Annotated in this window: 16 protein-coding genes; 1 reads left to right on the forward strand and 15 read right to left on the reverse strand. The window is 59.5% G+C overall.

Annotated elements, in window-relative coordinates; all coding sequences use genetic code 11:
- Position 1: 1 nt before the first annotated feature.
- The 4 genes from ccoN to aceA all read right to left on the reverse strand — a co-directional run bounded on the left by ccoN (position 2) and on the right by aceA (position 4,163).
- A complete protein-coding gene (gene ccoN / locus ERE07_RS15600; protein WP_130009958.1) occupies positions 2-1,486 on the reverse strand; it encodes a cytochrome-c oxidase, cbb3-type subunit I in 1,485 nt (494 codons plus the stop codon).
- A gap of 33 nt (positions 1,487-1,519) precedes the next feature.
- Positions 1,520-1,693 carry a cbb3-type cytochrome oxidase assembly protein CcoS gene (gene ccoS / locus ERE07_RS15605; protein ID WP_130009959.1) on the reverse strand — a complete coding sequence of 58 codons (174 nt, stop codon included), beginning with the start codon at positions 1,691-1,693 and terminating at the stop codon, positions 1,520-1,522.
- A gap of 3 nt (positions 1,694-1,696) precedes the next feature.
- Positions 1,697-2,659: a P-type ATPase actuator domain-containing protein gene (locus ERE07_RS15610; RefSeq protein ID WP_130009960.1), complete on the reverse strand. Its 963-nt coding sequence runs from the start codon at positions 2,657-2,659 to the stop codon at positions 1,697-1,699.
- 175 nt (positions 2,660-2,834) lie between these two features.
- Positions 2,835-4,163: an isocitrate lyase gene (gene aceA, locus ERE07_RS15615; RefSeq protein ID WP_130009961.1), complete on the reverse strand. Its 1,329-nt coding sequence runs from the start codon at positions 4,161-4,163 to the stop codon at positions 2,835-2,837.
- A gap of 334 nt (positions 4,164-4,497) precedes the next feature.
- Between aceA and queF the strand changes: the two genes are divergently transcribed.
- On the forward strand, positions 4,498-5,319 hold the full coding sequence (gene queF, locus ERE07_RS15620; protein ID WP_130009962.1) for an NADPH-dependent 7-cyano-7-deazaguanine reductase QueF: 822 nt from the start codon (positions 4,498-4,500) through the stop codon (positions 5,317-5,319).
- 86 nt (positions 5,320-5,405) lie between these two features.
- On the opposite strand, the gene ERE07_RS15625 is transcribed toward queF, so the two are convergent.
- The 11 genes from ERE07_RS15625 to paaD all read right to left on the reverse strand — a co-directional run bounded on the left by ERE07_RS15625 (position 5,406) and on the right by paaD (position 16,827).
- Positions 5,406-6,695 (reverse strand): MFS transporter, encoded by a 1,290-nt coding sequence (locus tag ERE07_RS15625; RefSeq protein WP_130010002.1) that lies wholly within the window; start codon positions 6,693-6,695, stop codon positions 5,406-5,408.
- Between the two features lie 25 nt (positions 6,696-6,720).
- A complete protein-coding gene (gene pgsA, locus ERE07_RS15630; protein WP_130009963.1) occupies positions 6,721-7,317 on the reverse strand; it encodes a CDP-diacylglycerol--glycerol-3-phosphate 3-phosphatidyltransferase in 597 nt (198 codons plus the stop codon).
- 15 nt (positions 7,318-7,332) lie between these two features.
- A complete protein-coding gene (uvrC, locus tag ERE07_RS15635) occupies positions 7,333-9,159 on the reverse strand; it encodes an excinuclease ABC subunit UvrC (RefSeq protein ID WP_130009964.1) in 1,827 nt (608 codons plus the stop codon).
- Positions 9,122-10,180, reverse strand: coding sequence for a beta-N-acetylhexosaminidase (gene nagZ, locus ERE07_RS15640; protein WP_130009965.1), 1,059 nt, complete (start codon positions 10,178-10,180; stop codon positions 9,122-9,124). The genes uvrC and nagZ overlap by 38 nt, the downstream gene beginning before the upstream one ends.
- Before the next feature lie 5 nt (positions 10,181-10,185).
- Entirely contained in the window at positions 10,186-10,632 is a 447-nt protein-coding gene (acpS, locus tag ERE07_RS15645) for a holo-ACP synthase (RefSeq protein ID WP_130009966.1), read from the reverse strand.
- A gap of 40 nt (positions 10,633-10,672) precedes the next feature.
- Entirely contained in the window at positions 10,673-11,989 is a 1,317-nt protein-coding gene (gene paaK, locus ERE07_RS15650) for a phenylacetate--CoA ligase PaaK (RefSeq protein ID WP_130009967.1), read from the reverse strand.
- 125 nt (positions 11,990-12,114) lie between these two features.
- On the reverse strand, positions 12,115-12,588 hold the full coding sequence (paaI, locus tag ERE07_RS15655; RefSeq protein WP_130009968.1) for a hydroxyphenylacetyl-CoA thioesterase PaaI: 474 nt from the start codon (positions 12,586-12,588) through the stop codon (positions 12,115-12,117).
- Complete coding sequence (paaG, locus tag ERE07_RS15660; protein WP_130009969.1) at positions 12,588-13,373, reverse strand: 2-(1,2-epoxy-1,2-dihydrophenyl)acetyl-CoA isomerase PaaG; 786 nt, start codon at positions 13,371-13,373, stop codon at positions 12,588-12,590. Before paaG ends, paaI begins: the two co-directional genes overlap by 1 nt.
- A 42-nt stretch (positions 13,374-13,415) precedes the next feature.
- A complete protein-coding gene (gene paaN / locus ERE07_RS15665; RefSeq protein WP_130009970.1) occupies positions 13,416-15,086 on the reverse strand; it encodes a phenylacetic acid degradation protein PaaN in 1,671 nt (556 codons plus the stop codon).
- 31 nt (positions 15,087-15,117) lie between these two features.
- A complete protein-coding gene (gene paaE, locus ERE07_RS15670) occupies positions 15,118-16,203 on the reverse strand; it encodes a 1,2-phenylacetyl-CoA epoxidase subunit PaaE (RefSeq protein WP_130009971.1) in 1,086 nt (361 codons plus the stop codon).
- Positions 16,204-16,287: 84 nt separating this feature from the next.
- The gene (gene paaD / locus ERE07_RS15675) at positions 16,288-16,827 is read right to left on the reverse strand and encodes a 1,2-phenylacetyl-CoA epoxidase subunit PaaD (RefSeq protein WP_130010003.1); all 540 of its coding nucleotides are present in this window, start codon (positions 16,825-16,827) and stop codon (positions 16,288-16,290) included.
- Between the last annotated feature and the right edge of the window lie 21 nt (positions 16,828-16,848).

Below are 16,848 nucleotides of genomic sequence, written 5' to 3' on the forward strand. Positions count from 1 at the left end.
CTCAAGCGGCAACGGTGGCGGGGCCGCGCAGGGCCGGGTCGCGTGCGTCCGGGTTGAACAATGGCACTGCCGGGTTGACTTTGGCCTGGCCGCGCACGGTGAGCCATGTGTTCCAGCCCATGATGCAAACACCACACAGAAACATCAGTCCACCCAAAAGACGAATCGCATAGAAGGGATAGGTCGCCTTCACGGCCTCGACAAAGCTGTAAGTCAGCGTGCCATCGGCTTCGGTGGCGCGCCACATCAGGCCCTGCATTACCCCGGCAATCCACATGGAGCTGATGTAGAGCACCACGCCGAGCGTTGCGATCCAGAAATGCAGTTCAACCAGCTTCATGTTGGCCATGGATGTGCGGCCATACAGGCGAGGAATCATGTAATACAGAGAGCCAAAGGTAATCATCGCCACCCAGCCGAGCGCGCCAGAGTGCACGTGACCCACAGTCCAGTCTGTGTAATGCGACAGCGCATTGACGGTGCGGATGGACATCATTGAGCCTTCGAACGTGGACATCCCGTAGAAGGACAATGCCACGACCAGAAACTTGAGAATGGGATCCGTGCGCAGTTTGTGCCAGGCGCCAGAGAGCGTCATGATGCCGTTGATCATTCCGCCCCAGGACGGTGCCAGCAGGATCAGCGATAGCGCCATTCCCAGAGACTGCGTCCAGTCCGGCAGCGAGGTATACAAGAGATGATGCGGACCCGCCCACATATAGGTAAAGGCCAGCGCCCAAAAATGGACGATGGACAGTCTGTAAGAGTAAATGGGCCGCTCGGCCTGCTTGGGCACGAAGTAATACATCATGCCCAGAAAACTGGTGGTCAGGAAGAAGCCCACGGCATTGTGCCCATACCACCATTGCACCATCGCATCCTGCACGCCGCCATACACGGAATAGGACTTCCATAGCGACACGGGCATCTCCAGGTTATTGAAGATGTGCAGGACCGCAATGGTCAGGATGTAGGAACCAAAAAACCAGTTGGCCACGTAGATATGCCTGACGCGGCGCTTGGCGATCGTTCCAAAAAAGACGACGGCGTAAGCTACCCAGACCAATGTGATCAGGATGTCGAGCGGCCATTCGAGTTCCGCATATTCCTTGGTGCTGGTGTAGCCCATGGGGAGCGTGATGACGGCGCCCAGAAGTACCAGTTGCCAACCCCAAAAGGTGAAGGCAGCGAGCTTGTCGCTGAAAAGCCGCACCTGACAGGTGCGCTGCACCACATAGTAGGAGGTTGCAAACAGCGCCGAGCCTCCAAAAGCGAAAATGACGCCGTTGGTGTGCAGCGGCCGCAGCCGGCCATAGCTGAGCCAGGGCGTGTTGAAGTTCAGTTCCGGCCAGATCAGTTGCGCGGCAATCAATACCCCAACGCCCATGCCGACGATGCCCCAGAATACGGCGGCAATAGTGAACTGCCTCACCACGCCATAATTGAAGACTTCGACCTGCCGGCCAGCAGTATCGGAAGCGCTCATGAGTTTCCCCTCAAGACAAGTAAATAACAAAAATCAATCTTTATGCGCATCGCGCGATATCGCCGGCGTGTCGTCGTCGTCCAGAATGGACTGCCCCGCCGTGCCCGCCTCGTCGAACTGACCGGCAAAGATCGCCCACCAGAACGCAAGGCCAATCAACACCGCCATCAGCAGCGAAATCGGAAGCAGCAGTAACAGCGACGACATGGCTTATCCTTGCGCCGCCGCAGGCAGCCAGGCGCGGGTCGGTCGACGGACTGCCCGGCGGTAGATACGCCATGAATTGGCGGCGACCGCCAGAGAGGACAACAGCATGGTGATGGCTGCCACCCACGGCGCCATCAGGCCACCCGCGGCGAGCGGCGTCATGAGCAAGTGCCATGCGACGGAACAGAATAAGTTCTGGCGGGCAACTCGCTGCGTCGCCTTGGCCAGCAACCGTTGATCCGCAGGCGAGATGGGCTTGGCACATAGCGCAGCATGGGCCGCTGCAACAGCCGTTGGCACAGCCATGGCCATGGCACAGGGGCAGCTCATGACGAACAACGCAACCATGACACCGATAGCACGCTCAGGAGCATGAAACAGCCAAACACCACCAACCAGAAATGCCAGGCCCAGCTGGACCAGCACGAACCAGAAAGCGACCCGATTGGCCCGGACGGATAGTGTGCTGCGCAACTGTTCGATCAACGCATGCCCTTCGCCTGCCTCGACGGACTGCCGCGCGCAGAGCTCAAGGTAGCGCGCAGTCAACAGAAAGGCGACGAACATGACAACGGAATCAAAGTAGACTTCGCCCTGCCCTGCCAGCGTGGCATAGGCACTGGGTGCAAAGGCCGCGGCAATGCCAAGTGCCACCGGCACGTCCATGCCTATCTGCCATTGCCTGATCTGTGCCCAGGCGCCGCGCCAGACCGGCGAGGCGCAATACAGCGCAACAGGTACCGTCAGCACAAGGCTGATCCAGTTCATCAGATAGATAGCCTGATCCAGCAGCGCCAGATTGTCAGGCGCCATACGCTCCGAGCGAAGGTAGCCCGGAAAGGCGAACATCATGACCTGCATCATGCCCAGCCAAGCCAGGCCCATACGGGCAAGAAGGCGCCGCCGGGCCAACCGATCCTCATCGGAGAGCACCTGCGGTGTGGAAAAAATGGAATAAGGGCGCATGCCAGAAACTATAGGTTTGGCACGTTTTCCTTGTATTGATTTATATCAAAGCAAGAGGCCGGCTCCTGTTCCGGAACCGGCCTCTTGTTCGTCCCTTGCCTGACTGCACCGCCGCCCGCCCCTGGAGCGGTGGGCCGGACGGCGATGCGGCGCAGACATCGTTACGGCGCGCCTATCAGGCGGCGGCGTGCAAGCCCCCCTTTGGCGCTTCCTCGAATTGTGCTTCTTCGGTCGACCCGGTGAGTGCGGTCGTGGATGATTGACCACCTTCGATGGTCTGCGTGACCGCGTCGAAATAGCCGGTACCCACTTCGCGCTGGTGCTTGACGGCGGTAAAGCCCAGATCGGCTGCAGCGAATTCCTTTTGCTGCAATTCCACGAACGCGCTCATCTGACGGCGAGCGTATCCATGAGCCAGCTCGAACATACCGTAGTTCAGCGCATGGAAGCCGGCCAGCGTGATGAACTGGAATTTGTAGCCCATGGCGCCAAGCTCGCGCTGGAATTTGGCCACGGTGGCGTCGTCCAGGTTCTTCTTCCAGTTAAAGGACGGCGAGCAGTTGTAGGCCAGCAGCTTGCCAGGGAACTGGCGATGAATGGCTTCCGCAAATTTGCGTGCATACTCCAGGTTGGGCGTGGAAGTTTCGCACCAGATCAGGTCAGCGTAAGGCGCATAGGCCAGGCCGCGCGAAATCGCCTGATCGATGCCGGCACGCGTACGATAGAAGCCTTCAACGGTGCGTTCACCGGTAATGAAGGGATGATCCGTCGGATCGATATCGCTGGTGACGAGGTCCGCGGCATCCGCGTCGGTACGCGCCAGCAGAATCGTGGGCGTACCCATGACGTCTGCAGCAAGACGGGCGGAAACCAGCTTGGCGACGGCTTCACGGGTAGGCACGAGCACCTTGCCGCCCATATGACCGCATTTTTTCACCGAGGCCAGTTGGTCTTCGAAGTGCACGCCCGAAGCACCTGCTTCGATCATGGCTTTCATCAATTCGAACGCATTCAACACGCCACCAAAGCCTGCTTCAGCATCGGCTACGATAGGCGCGAAGTAATCGATGTAGTCCTCATCATCAGGATTCTTGCCTTCCATCCACTGGATCTGGTCGCAGCGTGTCAGGGCGTTGTTGATGCGACGAACCACCTGGGGCACCGAATTGGCGGGGTACAGCGACTGATCCGGGTACATTTCACCTGCGCCGTTGGCATCGCCAGCCACTTGCCAACCGGAAAGATAAATCGCTTTCAGCCCGGCCTTGACCTGCTGCATGGCCTGGTTGCCTGTCAAGGCGCCCAGGGAATTCACGAAGTCTTCTTTATGCAAAAGATCCCATAGCTTTTCGGAACCCCGCTTGGCAAGCGTATGCTCAACAGCAAGGGAGCCACGCAGACGAATAACTTCCTCGGCGCCATAGCCGCGTTTGATGCCCTGCCAGCGAGGCTCTTCGGCCCATGTGCGTTGTAATGCGCGGATTTCGTTTTCCCGTGTGCTCATGATGACTTCCTTTCGAAGATAAAACAAAGATAAAAAAGCATTTGCGTTGAGTGAAAGTCTACCGGGATGTTGCGCAGCAAAACAGCGCCAACTCTTATATAAGACAAAAAATCTTTACCTATAAAATCATACAGTTATATAATTCATACCGCATTGTGAAATGATTTTTTTGTTAATGAAATAGAATTGAATGCGGCGCAGCATTGATTTTTCATAATACGAAGCGGGCATTTCACCATGCGGTAAGTTGAAGATTCAGGCATTACAATGACAGCTGTTTCTTTCTGACTGGCCAGGTGCAGAATCCCTGCAAGCCTTGTGCTTTCGTATAACCATGCAAACCCCTCTTTCTCACGCGCCGCTGGGCCGCGATGTTGTCTACCCAAGCGCCTATGATGCTTCCCTGCTCTTCCCAGTGGCGCGCGCCATCAATCGCCAGGCCCTGAATCTGCCGGCCGTCTGGCATGGTGCTGATATCTGGAATGCCTACGAGCTCTCCTGGCTTACCCCCAAGGGCAAGCCAGTGGTAGCCATTGGACGTTTTACCTTCCCCTGGACCAGCCCCAATCTGGTGGAGTCCAAATCGTTCAAGCTGTATCTGAACGCGTTCAGCGAAGAGCGATTCGACAACACGTCAGCGCTCGCCCGGATCATGGCGCGCGATCTCAGCGCCGCAGCCGGCGCCTCCGTTCAGGTCGAACTGCAGCCGTTATGCGGTACCGATACACTGCTGTGCCGCCCGCTGGAAGGCATCAATATAGACGGAGCCGATATCGAGATCAGCCAGTATGAGCCCCAGCCTGATCTATTGCACTGCGCGCCGGGCAACGACCTGGTCACTGAAACCCTGGTTTCAGACCTGCTCAAGTCGAACTGCCCGGTGACCGGGCAACCAGACTGGGGCAGTGTGCAGATTCGGTACACAGGGCCACGCATAGACCGAGAGGCTCTGTTGCGCTATGTGGTGTCCTTGCGCAGGCATACCGAATTTCATGAACACTGTGTCGAGAAAATGTATTGCGACATCCTGGCAGCCTGCAAACCGCAAGCGCTGCTTGTGCATGCACGCTACACGCGTCGTGGTGGGCTGGATATCAACCCGTGGCGCAGCAGCCTGCCCCACGGCCCGCAGGAAATCCGCACGCTAAGACAATAGGCGCGCGGGCCGGGCAGGCGCGAGGTCACATCAGGTGACCAGCGACATTCATGGCCGCGACGAGGCAGGTTTTGTGCGCTGCCGGATCAGGCGGGCTGGCCGGCCCGCACCTGTGCTCGTCCGGCCGTTTTCGCTATCCACACAGCCAGGACCGCGGCAATCACATATCCCGACGCGGCGCCATACCACGGCCCCTGCCCGATTCCGGCATCCAGCAACAGGCCAAAGCTGACCGGGGCCAGTGACGACCCGACATCCATCCCTGAATACACCAGACCGTACACGGTGCCCGTCGCGCCCTTGGGGGCGACCCGACGTATCAGCATGTCGCGCGACGGTGCTGAGACACCCGAGCAGAAGCCGGCCAGGCCCACCAGGGCGATAGCAAACGTACCCGGCACAATCCCCGAACCCAGTACGACAAGCAGCATACCGGCAAGGATCAGGGAAACAGCGACCGTCAGTTCTGTTTTGGCCGTGGCGCCTACCAGAAACCCTCCTGCGGCCATGCCGATGGCGGCAGCCACCATGTATGCGGAAAGCGCCGTGCCGGCCAATACCTTGTCGATGCCGTACACGTCACCAAGCATGGGAATGGTGTAATTCTGGACGGCAGACAGCGCCATGGAGGTGCAGGCAAAGAACAGGAACGCGCCCCATAAGGCGGGCTGGACCAGCAAGGCTGCCAGCGTCTGCCCCACCGATTTGCGCGCCAGATCGGGGCCGCCCGAAGCGGTTTCGTGGGCCTGCGGCACCGCCACCTCGCTGCGCTCACCCGATAGGAGCGCTCTGCCCAACCAGGTGAACAACAGCACGATCGCCACCAATGCCGCAGCGGCAAAGGCCGCCACACGCCAGTTGGCCAAGTGAATGAACACGGCCATGTACACAGGCGTCAATGCCCACCCCAGATTTCCAGTGAGACCGTGCGTGCTGAATGCATGCCCCAGGCGCTGCGGACTGACGCGGTGATTGATGATGGAATAGTCAACCGGATGAAAAACTGAATTGCCCGCGCCGCCCAGCACGGCAGCCAGCATCAGCATGGCGTATCCGTTCGACAGGCCAATGAGGACACCGGCGGCCACGAAGCACGCCAAGCCAAAGCGCAGGACTTGGCCCGGCCCGATGCGGTCCACGATGAATCCCGAACTTGCCTGCCCGATACAGGACACCAGAAAAAAAATCGAAGCCAGCAGACCCAGCTTGACGAAATCGTAGCCATACTCGTGCGCGAGCGACAAGTACAGCGTTGGGAACACCAATTGAAAAAAGTGCGAGCAAGCGTGCGCCGCCCCCACAAGACTGATGATTTTCCAGTCCTGGCGCTTCAGGGCGCGGGTATCGGGCACGGCATCGAGAGCTGCGGTTGTCATCATGTTTCGGCGTGTCAGGACGGGCTTACTGCTTGGGACCCTGTTTGGGGGCATCCGCCCTGCTGCGGATTTCCGGCCAGGCGCGATTCAGGTAATAGCACATGGACCACACCGTCAGGATGGCAGCAATAACAATTAGAATCTGGCCTATCCATTGTGTGGGCAGGCCATACAGCGGCTGCCAATACAACAGGCAGGGAATCGCGATCATCTGTGCCGCCGTCTTGAACTTGCCCAGCCTGTGGACGGCCACGCTCCCGCTGGCGCCTATTTTGGCCATCCATTCGCGCAGGGCAGAAATTGTGATTTCGCGCCCGATGATGATCAAGGCGATAAAGGCATCGACCCGGCCCAGATCGAGCAGGATGAGCAGTGCCGCGCAGACCATGAGCTTGTCCGCGACGGGGTCGAGAAAAGCGCCAAAGGAAGACGTTTGATTCCAGCGACGGGCCAGCCAGCCATCGAACCAGTCGGTAAGTGCAGCAATGATGAAGGCCAGCGCGGCGACCGCATCCCGGACAGGCATGGACAGCCAGCTTCCGGGAATATAGAACAGCCCCACAACCAGCGGAATCATGGCGATACGCAACCAGGTCAGGGCAATGGGCAAATTGATAGGCATAAGCTGAATACTACCCTATCGGAGCGCATGATAGATGCGTTCGGCCAATTCATCGGAAATCCCCGCCACCGAACGCAGGTCGTCGATGCTGGCATCCACAACACCTGAAAAGCCGCCAAAACGCGCCAGCAAGCGTTGCCGGCGGCGCGCGCCGACGCCCTCTATTTCCTCCAGCCGCGATACCGTCCGCGCCTTGGCGCGTTTGGCCCGCATACCGGTAATGGCAAACCGGTGCGCCTCGTCGCGAATCTGGGCCACCAGCATCAGCGCAGCCGATTCGATACCCAGGGCGACTGGCGGCCGCTCGTCAGCGAACACCAGCGTTTCCAGCCCAACCTTGCGCCCCTCTCCCTTGGCCACACCCACAATACTGTGGATATCCAGTCCAAGCTCTGCGAAAACCTGACGTGCGATCTCAACCTGCCCTTTGCCGCCGTCTATCAGGACGACGCCCGGCATATCGGCCTGGCCATCCGCTACCCTGCTGAAACGGCGCGTCAACACTTGACGCATGGCGGCATAGTCATCCCCCGGCGTGATGCCCGCAATGTTGTATCGCCGGTATAACGTGGGCTGCATATCGTGATGCTCATAAACAACACAGGATGCCTGCGTTGCTTCACCCGCTGTATGGCTGATGTCGAAACACTCAATGTGCAACGCATCCAATGCGGCTTCGTCTACGTCCAGATCCAGGGCGGTGGCAAGCGCCAGGGTGCGCTCCACACGGGCGGTCGACTCCGTCAACAGACGGGCCAGGGCCATGTCGGCATTGCGCACCGCCTGCTCCAGCCAGGTTTTGCGTATTCCTTGCGGCCTGACCACTACCCGCGCTTTTTTGCCGGTCTGCTCGGCCAGCAAGCTCATCAGCCCAGCATCCGGCAGGGAATGGGAACAGACCAGGACCGGTGGAAGGACACTCTCGATGTAGTGCTGGGCAACAAACGCTGCCAGCACATCCCCCGCACTGTTCTCCACGGAAATATTGCTGGGGAAAAAAGGCTTGTCCCCCAGGTGACGCCCGCCGCGCACCATGGCCAGGTTGACGCACACACGCCCGCCCGCGGTCGAAATGGCAATGATATCCACATCGTCATCGCCGACTTTTTCCATGGATTGCTGCTGCAGCACTTTGGCCAGCGCGCCCATCTGGTCGCGCAGCGCTGCGGCCTGCTCGAACGCCAGCGCCTGGGAGGCCTGATGCATGCGCGCTTCGATATCCTTAAGGACTTTGCCGGCCTGGCCATCGAGAAAGCGCACTGCGCGGCGCACGTCGTCCTGATAGTCGTCGGGCGAAATCAATTTGACGCACGGGGCGGAACAGCGCCCAATCTGGTGCAGCAGACAGGGGCGGGAACGATTGGCGTACACGCTGTCTTCACAAGTACGCAAGCGAAAAACCCGCTGCAGAATCTGGATGGTTTCGCGCACTGCCCAGGCATTGGGGTAAGGACCAAAATAGCGTCCCTTCCCGCTGGTGCTGCCGCGGTAATAGGCAATGCGGGGCACCTCGTGACCGCTGAACATCAGATAGGGATAAGACTTGTCATCCCGAAACAGTATGTTGTAGCGCGGCTTGAGGCGCTTGATGAGATTGTTTTCCAGCAGCAGCGCTTCGGCCTCGGAGCGCGTCACCGTGACTTCCAGCCGCGCCACCCGCGCCACCATGTGACTGATGCGCGGGCTGGCGAGATTCTTCTGAAAGTAAGAGCTGACGCGCTTTTTCAGGTCTCGCGCCTTGCCTACATACAGCACCTCGCCGCGCTCATCGATATGCCGGTAAACACCCGGCAGATGCGGAAGGTCAGCCAGGAACGATTTGAGATTGAAGTCGTCGGGCATATTGGTAACGTTCTTCTGCTTGCAGGGTATCCCAGTCCGGCGCGGGCACGCGAGGCATCAATCGCCGTATGCGAGCCACCGAATCCTGGCCATGGGCAAAATCCAGCCGCGCCAGCAGATCATCGGCCAGGTCTGGCCGATTGCATACAAGCACCATATCGCAGCCCGCGCGCAGCGCGGCCAGGGCACGCGCCAGGATATCGCCGGCAACGGTGGCGCCCTCCATGGTGAGGTCGTCCGAGAACACTACCCCATCATAGCCCAAGTCCTGACGCAGTACTTTCTGTATCCAGTGCTGCGAAAAACCAGCAGGCTGAGGATCCACCTGGCGGTAAATGACATGCGCGGGCATCACGGACGGCAGAACCATATCGCCCAGCCAACCATAAGGCGCCGCGTCCTCCTGCATGATCTCATCGAAGGTACGCAGATCAACAGGGATTTCGTGATGAGAGTCAGCCTCGACAGCGCCGTGGCCCGGAAAATGCTTGCCGCAGGCCGCCATGCCGGACAACATCAGCCCCTGTATCAGGGCCCGCGCGAGCATGGCCACAACACGCGGATCGCGATGAAAGGCGCGATTGCCGATGACCTTGCTCACGCCGTAGTCCAGGTCCAGCACGGGCGTAAAACTCAAATCCACGCCGCAGGCACGCAGCTCCGCACCCAGCACATAACCTGTTTCGGTCGCCAGTCGCATTGCGGCCAGCGAATCTTCCGACCAGCGTTGCCCCAGGGCACTCATGGCAGGCAAGGCCGTAAAGCCGTCGTCGCGAAAACGCTGCACGCGTCCTCCTTCGTGATCGACAGCAATCAAAAGCGGTTCATCCCGCTCGGCATGAATTTCGCGACACAAACTGGTCAGTTGGGCGCGATGCTCGAAATTGCGCGTAAAGAGAATGACCCCGCCCACCAGCGGATGGCGCAAGCGTTCTCGCTCGGCAGCCGTCAAGGTGCAGCCTTGCACGTCCACCATTACAGGACCAGGCGCCTGGCGCGCAGGCGTATCATCAAATGACATGAGTGTTAGTCTTCCGTGGGATTGTCGATTGCATGCAGCAAGGTCTCGACCACGACAAACGCCGTGACCGTATCGGTTTCATCCGTAATTGAAACATGAGCCGCCCCGAAGCGCTGGGCGTACCAACTGACAAGCGGTTCGGCCAGTTGTACACGCGGCTTTCCGCTGGGCTCATTGAGTGTCTGCATGCGATGCCAGGCCATGGGGCTGTGCATGCCCAGGCCAATGGCCTTGGAGAAGGCTTCTTTGGCCGCGAAGCGTGTCGCCAGAAAACGCAATCCGCGCATGGGATCGCGCGCATAGCGGGCGCGGAATTTGGTGATTTCCTGCGGGCCCAGAATGCGCTGCACGAATTTGTCGCCCCGCCGGGCAAAGGCCTGCTCGATACGTTCGAGACGCAGCAAATCAACACCGATGCCCGCAATCGACGACGGGCCTGCCTGCTTGTTCATTCCAGCTCCAGATGACCTAAGCTGGAATGATACCCCGCCCCTACTTCGGCCGCTTGTCGATCACCCGGCGAGCCTTGCCCGTCAGGGTACGCTCTACCTGGCCGCTATTGCATATCGTCACCTGGGACGACACGCCGATACGGTTTTTGACGGCATGCTTGACCTTGCCGGCCAATGCCTCGCGGTCGGCGCTGCCAAGATAATCGAACTCGGGGCGCACTTCGGCCACGATTTCCAGCTGATCCATATTGCCGTCGCGCGTGACGATCAGTTGGTACTGCGCCCCCAATTCCCCCACATTGAGCACGATTTCCTCGACCTGGGTGGGAAACAGATTGACGCCCCGGATGATCAGCATATCGTCGCTGCGACCCGTGATTTTGTCCATGCGCCGCATGCTGCGCGCAGTAGGCGGCAGCAGACGCGTCAGGTCGCGGGTGCGATACCGAACAACCGGCATGGCTTCACGCGTCAGCGACGTGAAGACAAGTTCTCCCTCTTGGCCATCGGGCACAGGTTCACCAGTCACTGGATCGATGATCTCGGGATAGAAATGGTCCTCCCAAATCACCGGGCCATCCTTGGCCTCCACACACTCCATCGCCACCCCGGGGCCCATCACCTCAGACAAACCATAGATATCGACCGCGTCCATGCCGGCGCGTTTTTCGATATCCTCGCGCATGCGGCCCGTCCAGGGTTCGGCGCCAAATATCCCGATGCGCAGCGTGCTCTCGCGCGGATCCATCCCCTGGCGTTCCATCTCTTCGATGATGTTGCAGAAGTAAGACGGCGTCACCATGATGACGCGGGGACCAAAGTCATGGATGAGCTGCACCTGCTTTTCTGTCTGGCCGCCGGACATCGGCACCACCGCACACCCCAGCCGCTCCGCGCCGTAATGCGCACCCAACCCGCCCGTGAACAGCCCATAACCATAGGCGACGTGCACGATATCGCCCGGTCGCGCGCCACCGGCCCACATCGACCGCGCAACCAGATCCGCCCAGTTATCAATATCCTTTAGGGTGTAGCCAACAACCGTAGGCCGCCCCGTCGTTCCGCTGGACGCATGGATGCGGGCGATCTGATCACGCGGCACGGCAAACATGTCAAAGGGATAGTTTTCACGCAAATCCTGCTTGGTCGTCATCGGAAAGCGGGACAGGTCTGACAGCGTTTTCAGATCATCCGGATGCACGCCTGCGGCATCAAAGGCCTTGTGATAATGCGGAACGTTGTCGTAGGCGTGCTTCAGGGACCACTTCAGCCGTTCTAGCTGCAGGTTCTGCAGTTCGTCAAGGCTGGCGTGTTCGATGGGGTCGCGCCCTGCTTTTGTGGGCTGTTGTACTGGCATGGAGGTCTCCTGCTATCTTGTGTCGCTGTCGTATTGATACGGTGTTCTTGCTGATGCGGTCTTGTTGCTGTGTTCTGCCTGGTCTTGCGTGATTGAGCCGCCTGTGTATCGCCCAGTCCGGCGACTCACGCTCCAACCACTTGTCCCTTGATGCGGTAAGAGCGCCCCCGGAACAGTGCGATACGCTTGCCTTCCTGGTTAACCACCTCGACATCGTAGAGTCCGGTCCGTCCGGCAAGCGCGCTTTCGCATGCCGTTGCCGTCAGCACATCGCCTTCGTAGGCAGGCGCGAGAAAATCGATGCTTGCGCCCGAGGCCACCGTCACGGCATTGCGCGCATTGCAGGCAAATGCAAATGTGCTGTCGGCCAATGCAAAAATGAAACCACCATGACAGGTCTTGTGGCCATTGAGCATGTCTGGCCTGACCGTCATCGTCATGGCGGACGCACCGGGCCCGACCGATTCAATGCGCGCGCCCAGCGCCTTGGATGCCGCATCGTTTTCATACATGACGCGCGCCGTCAACTCTGCCAGCGCCTGCGGATCCTCCGGCAGCCCGGCGGCCGCCGCTGCGTCGCGCCCAGGTAATGAACTCATTATTTCCCCTTGAATACGGGTTGGCGTTTTTCCAGGAATGCGGCAACCCCTTCGGCATAGTCCTGGCTCGATCCAAGCTCGCGCATCATGTCGCGCTCAAGGTCCAGTTGTTCATCCAGCGTGTTGCCCAGGCTTTGATTGATCGCCTGTTTTGTACGCGCCAACCCGGTGGTGGGCGCCGCCGCAAAATGCTGCACAAGTTCCTCAAGGCGCTGCTCGAACATCTCATCAGGCACGCATGCCCAGATCAGCCCCCATTGCGCGGCCTGCTCCGCACTGAGCTTATCGCCCAGCATGGCCAACCCCATTGCGCGCGCATGCCCCACCAGACGCGGCAAGACATAGCTGCCGCCCGTGTCGGGAATCAATCCCAACTTGCAAAAGGACTGTATGAAACTCGCAGACTGGCTGGCTATGACGATATCGCCAGCCAGCGCCAGATTGGCACCTGCGCCCGCCGCCACGCCCTTGACCCCCACAACCACAGGGGCGGGCAAAGCGCGAAGCCGCCGCACCAGCGGTGCGTAATATTTTTCAATCGTGTCGCCCAAATCTACCGCCTTTCCGGCGCCCGGCAGAATGTCCGCCAGATCCTGCCCAGCACAAAAGCCTCGGCCATTGCCGGTGAGCGCCAGCACCCTGACAGGCTGCTGTTCGATCTGGCTCAGCGCATCCGCCAACTCGTCGTGCATGGCTGCGGTAAAGCTGTTCAGCTTTTCAGGACGGTTGAGCGCAATGCGCGCCACGCCGTCCCGGAGATCAAACTCAATATTCTCGTACGTCATGAATGGCTCTCGATAAGGCCGGGCACCCAACCCGGCGCAACATTAAACATGCCAGCGTGTCTGAACCACACGAAAACGGTTGGCCACATAGGCGGTATCGGACAAGGCGGCATTGGCCGCCGGGTTGGCGCCGGTGCCATGAAAATCACTATAGGCAGCCGTCTGGTTGACGAACACCGCACCACACAGGTTCAGCGATAATGCCACGCCAGCGCGCTCCGCTACCTTGCGCGCTTGCTCTGCAATCGCATCGTCAGTGCTGTAGCACGACAAAGATAGCGCGCCATGATCCCGTACGGTATCGCCCGCGAGCATCAGGCTGGCCCGGGTCGAATCCGTCGCCACCACGAATATGATAGGGCCGAACCATTCACGCATAATGATATCGCGGTCGGTGTTGGCATCTGCCTTGAGCATCAATGGCGTCCTCACGCGTGCCTGGGCAAACAGGGGATGTGCCAGCGCCTGACTCTCGCACAGCACCGGCAGGCCGGTGGCCCGCGCTGCGTCGATACGAGCCACCACCCCCTCATTCTGAATTGCCCCGGTGATCTCCACGGCACGGGCGGGATCAGACACCAGTTTTTCCAGCGCCTGCGCCAGCGCCTGAGCCACCTCGTCAAAGCTCATATGCCCATCAGCGGTCTCGATGCCATCGCGTGGCACATAAATGTTCTGGGGCGCCGTACACATTTGGCCCGAGTACAGCGCAAAGGAAAACGCCAGGTTGCGGGCAACAGATTTGAAATCGGCGGCGGAATCGATCACGACTTGGTTCACGCCAGCCTTTTCGGTATAGACCTGAGCTTGCCGCGCATTGTTTTCCAGCCAATTGCCGTGCTCGCTACTGCCTGTGAAATCAATCAGTCGAACGGCCTTGTCCAGCGCCAGTGCCTGAGGCATGGGCTCATCCGCCGCATGGGCCGCCAACTGCACGATATTCGGATTCTGACCGGCCTCGGCCAGCACCTCGCGCGCTACCTGTACGGTAATCGCCAGTGGCAGGATGGCGCCGGGATGCGGCTTGACGATCACCGTATTGCCCGTTGCCAGACTGGCGAACAGACCGGGGTAGCTGTTCCAGGTGGGAAACGTCGCGCATCCGATCACCAGCGCAACGCCGCGCGGCACGATGGTGAAGCGTTTGCCCATGCGTATGGGATCATGCTTGCCCTGCGGCTTTTCCCAGGTGACTTCGCCAGGTATGCGTTTCATTTCCTGCCAGGCATAGGCCACAGCTTCCAGTCCGCGATCCTGAGCGTGCGGCCCGCCCGCCTGAAAGGCCATCATGTAGCCCTGTCCGGTGGTGTGCTGCACGGCATAAGCCATTTCGAAGCTGCGCTGGTTCAGGCGGCGCAGAATTTCCAGCGACACGCCTACCCAGGCCTCAGGGCCCGCCTCGCGCCAGCTGTCCAGCGCCTGCTCGGCGCGTTCGATCAGTGTTGTGGCCTCCAGCCGGGGATAGCGTATGCCTAAGGGAAAGCCAAAAGGGCTTGCCTCGCCATCGACGGCGCCCGCAGCCGGGTTCTGATCAAGCGGAAAATCACCGCCCTTATACGCCTCGAAGACAGCGCGCCCGTCATCATTCGCAGTTTCGCCGTAGGCACGAGGACTGGGCGATTCGGCAAAAGGACTCCAGTAGGTACGGTCGGCAATGGCCTGAACCGCCCGCTCCAGCATTTCCTGATTGGCCGTAAAAAAATCGGTAGACACGTGTCTTGCTCCTGTATCGTAATCTTGCACACTAGGTCTCCTGGTCGTAGTCGATCACCAGGCGGTCACTGACGGGAAAACTCTGGCAGCTCAGGATGAACCCTCGCGCCACTTCATAATCCTCAAGCGCGAAATTCGCGTCCATGTCGACTTCGCCCTCCACTACTTTACAGCGGCAGGTTGAACAGACCCCGCCCTTGCAGGAATAGGGAAGCTCTATGCCTTGGGCAAGCGCCTCATCGAGCACACTGTCGCGATTCTTGTCTATGGTCAATGTGCGGGTCAGGCCATCCTGAACAATGGTCAGCTCGCACTGCTGGCTACCGGGCGCCTTGCGCGCCTCTTGCCCGGTACGAAGCGCACGAGGGCCGGGCGGCGAACCGAACAGCTCGAACTTGATGCGAGACCCGTCCAGACCCAAGTCCTTCAGTGCCTGTATGACAGACTCGCTCATGTCCTGAGGCCCACACACAAACGCCGCATCAACCTCCGCCCGGCCCATCCAGGATTTCATTAATTGTGTGGCTTTAGGCCCATCCAGCCGGCCATTGAACAGCTCGATCTCCTGATGCTCGCGGCTCATCACATACACAACGGAGAACCGCTGCATGTAAAGATTCTTCAAGTCCTCGATCTCTTCGCGAAACAGAACGGCCGACGAAGCACGATTGCCGAAGAACAGGGTGAAGTGACTGTGCGGCTCGGCGCTCAGCGCCGTCTTGATCAGCGAAAGAATGGGCGTAATGCCGCTGCCCACGGCAAAGGCGACATAATTGCGCGCCTTGTCGACTTCAAACGCATACGTAAAATGACCATCCGGCGGCATCACATCAATCACCTGGCCAGTCTTCAAGAACGCGTTGGCCCACGACGAAAACAGACCGTCATTCATGCGCTTGATGGCCACCCGCAGCAGCCTGTCGCCCGGCGCTGCGCAAATCGAATAAGAACGTCGCAGCTCCTGGCCTTCTACCTGCGTGCGCAATGTCAGGTACTGACCGGGCCGGAACGTGAACGTGTCGCGCAACGCATCGGGCACGTCGAATGTGACCACCACGGCATCCCGCGTATTCTTGGCAACGTCTGCAACCTTGAGAGGATAAAACGAAGTCGTCACGCTATTGCACCTCACGCGAAAATCGCACGGTCGACAGCTGGCCGGCCTGCACGGAACAGCACATCATTTTGACAAAATACATGCTCAATGCGCCTTGAAATAATCAAAAGGCTCGCCACAGTCCAGACAACGATAGAGCGCCTTGCACGACGTGGAGCCAAAATCACTGATCAAACGCGTGCGGGCTGAACGGCATTGGGGACACGCCACACTCACCGCGGACCGCCGCGTAATCCCCGACACGTCTATCGCTTTTTCCTGCGGCGGCGCAATACCATATTGTCTGAGCGCTTCCCGCCCGCGCGCGCTCATCCAGTCTGTGGTCCAGGCCGGCGCAAGCCGGGTAGCGACCCTTACGCGCTCGATGCCACGCGCGCCCAACAAACCTGTAATGTCTTCGGTAATTGCCTGCATCGCCGGACAGCCGGAATAAGTCGGGGTAATCGTGACAACGCACTCGTCACCTTCCCAGGCGACCTCGCGCACGATGCCCAGGTCAACAATCGAGATCACGGGAATCTCGGGATCCGGCACCGACTGCAGCCATTGCATGACCTGCGCCGCCTCCGCGTGCGCAGCGGTACGACAGTCCGGATGCCTCAGTGTATTGGTCGAACTCATCATCCTGGCCTCCTTGGCTTGATA

Origin of the sequence: Allopusillimonas ginsengisoli (assembly GCF_004153455.1) — a bacterium.
In the GTDB taxonomy this organism is placed as follows: Bacteria; Pseudomonadota; Gammaproteobacteria; order Burkholderiales; family Burkholderiaceae_B; genus Allopusillimonas; species Allopusillimonas ginsengisoli.

Bases quoted from the DNA above. Each gene is read 5' to 3' on its own strand.
- ccoN (WP_130009958.1), bottom strand. From the start codon at position 1,486: ATGAGCGCTTCCGATACTGCTGGCCGGCAGGTCGAAGTCTTCAATTAT.
- ccoS (WP_130009959.1), bottom strand. From the start codon at position 1,693: ATGTCGTCGCTGTTACTGCTGCTTCCGATTTCGCTGCTGATGGCGGTG.
- ERE07_RS15610 (WP_130009960.1), bottom strand. From the start codon at position 2,659: ATGCGCCCTTATTCCATTTTTTCCACACCGCAGGTGCTCTCCGATGAG.
- aceA (WP_130009961.1), bottom strand. From the start codon at position 4,163: ATGAGCACACGGGAAAACGAAATCCGCGCATTACAACGCACATGGGCC.
- queF (WP_130009962.1), top strand. From the start codon at position 4,498: ATGCAAACCCCTCTTTCTCACGCGCCGCTGGGCCGCGATGTTGTCTAC.
- ERE07_RS15625 (WP_130010002.1), bottom strand. From the start codon at position 6,695: ATGACAACCGCAGCTCTCGATGCCGTGCCCGATACCCGCGCCCTGAAG.
- pgsA (WP_130009963.1), bottom strand. From the start codon at position 7,317: ATGCCTATCAATTTGCCCATTGCCCTGACCTGGTTGCGTATCGCCATG.
- uvrC (WP_130009964.1), bottom strand. From the start codon at position 9,159: ATGCCCGACGACTTCAATCTCAAATCGTTCCTGGCTGACCTTCCGCAT.
- nagZ (WP_130009965.1), bottom strand. From the start codon at position 10,180: ATGTCATTTGATGATACGCCTGCGCGCCAGGCGCCTGGTCCTGTAATG.
- acpS (WP_130009966.1), bottom strand. From the start codon at position 10,632: ATGAACAAGCAGGCAGGCCCGTCGTCGATTGCGGGCATCGGTGTTGAT.
- paaK (WP_130009967.1), bottom strand. From the start codon at position 11,989: ATGCCAGTACAACAGCCCACAAAAGCAGGGCGCGACCCCATCGAACAC.
- paaI (WP_130009968.1), bottom strand. From the start codon at position 12,588: ATGAGTTCATTACCTGGGCGCGACGCAGCGGCGGCCGCCGGGCTGCCG.
- paaG (WP_130009969.1), bottom strand. From the start codon at position 13,373: ATGACGTACGAGAATATTGAGTTTGATCTCCGGGACGGCGTGGCGCGC.
- paaD (WP_130010003.1), bottom strand. From the start codon at position 16,827: ATGATGAGTTCGACCAATACACTGAGGCATCCGGACTGTCGTACCGCT.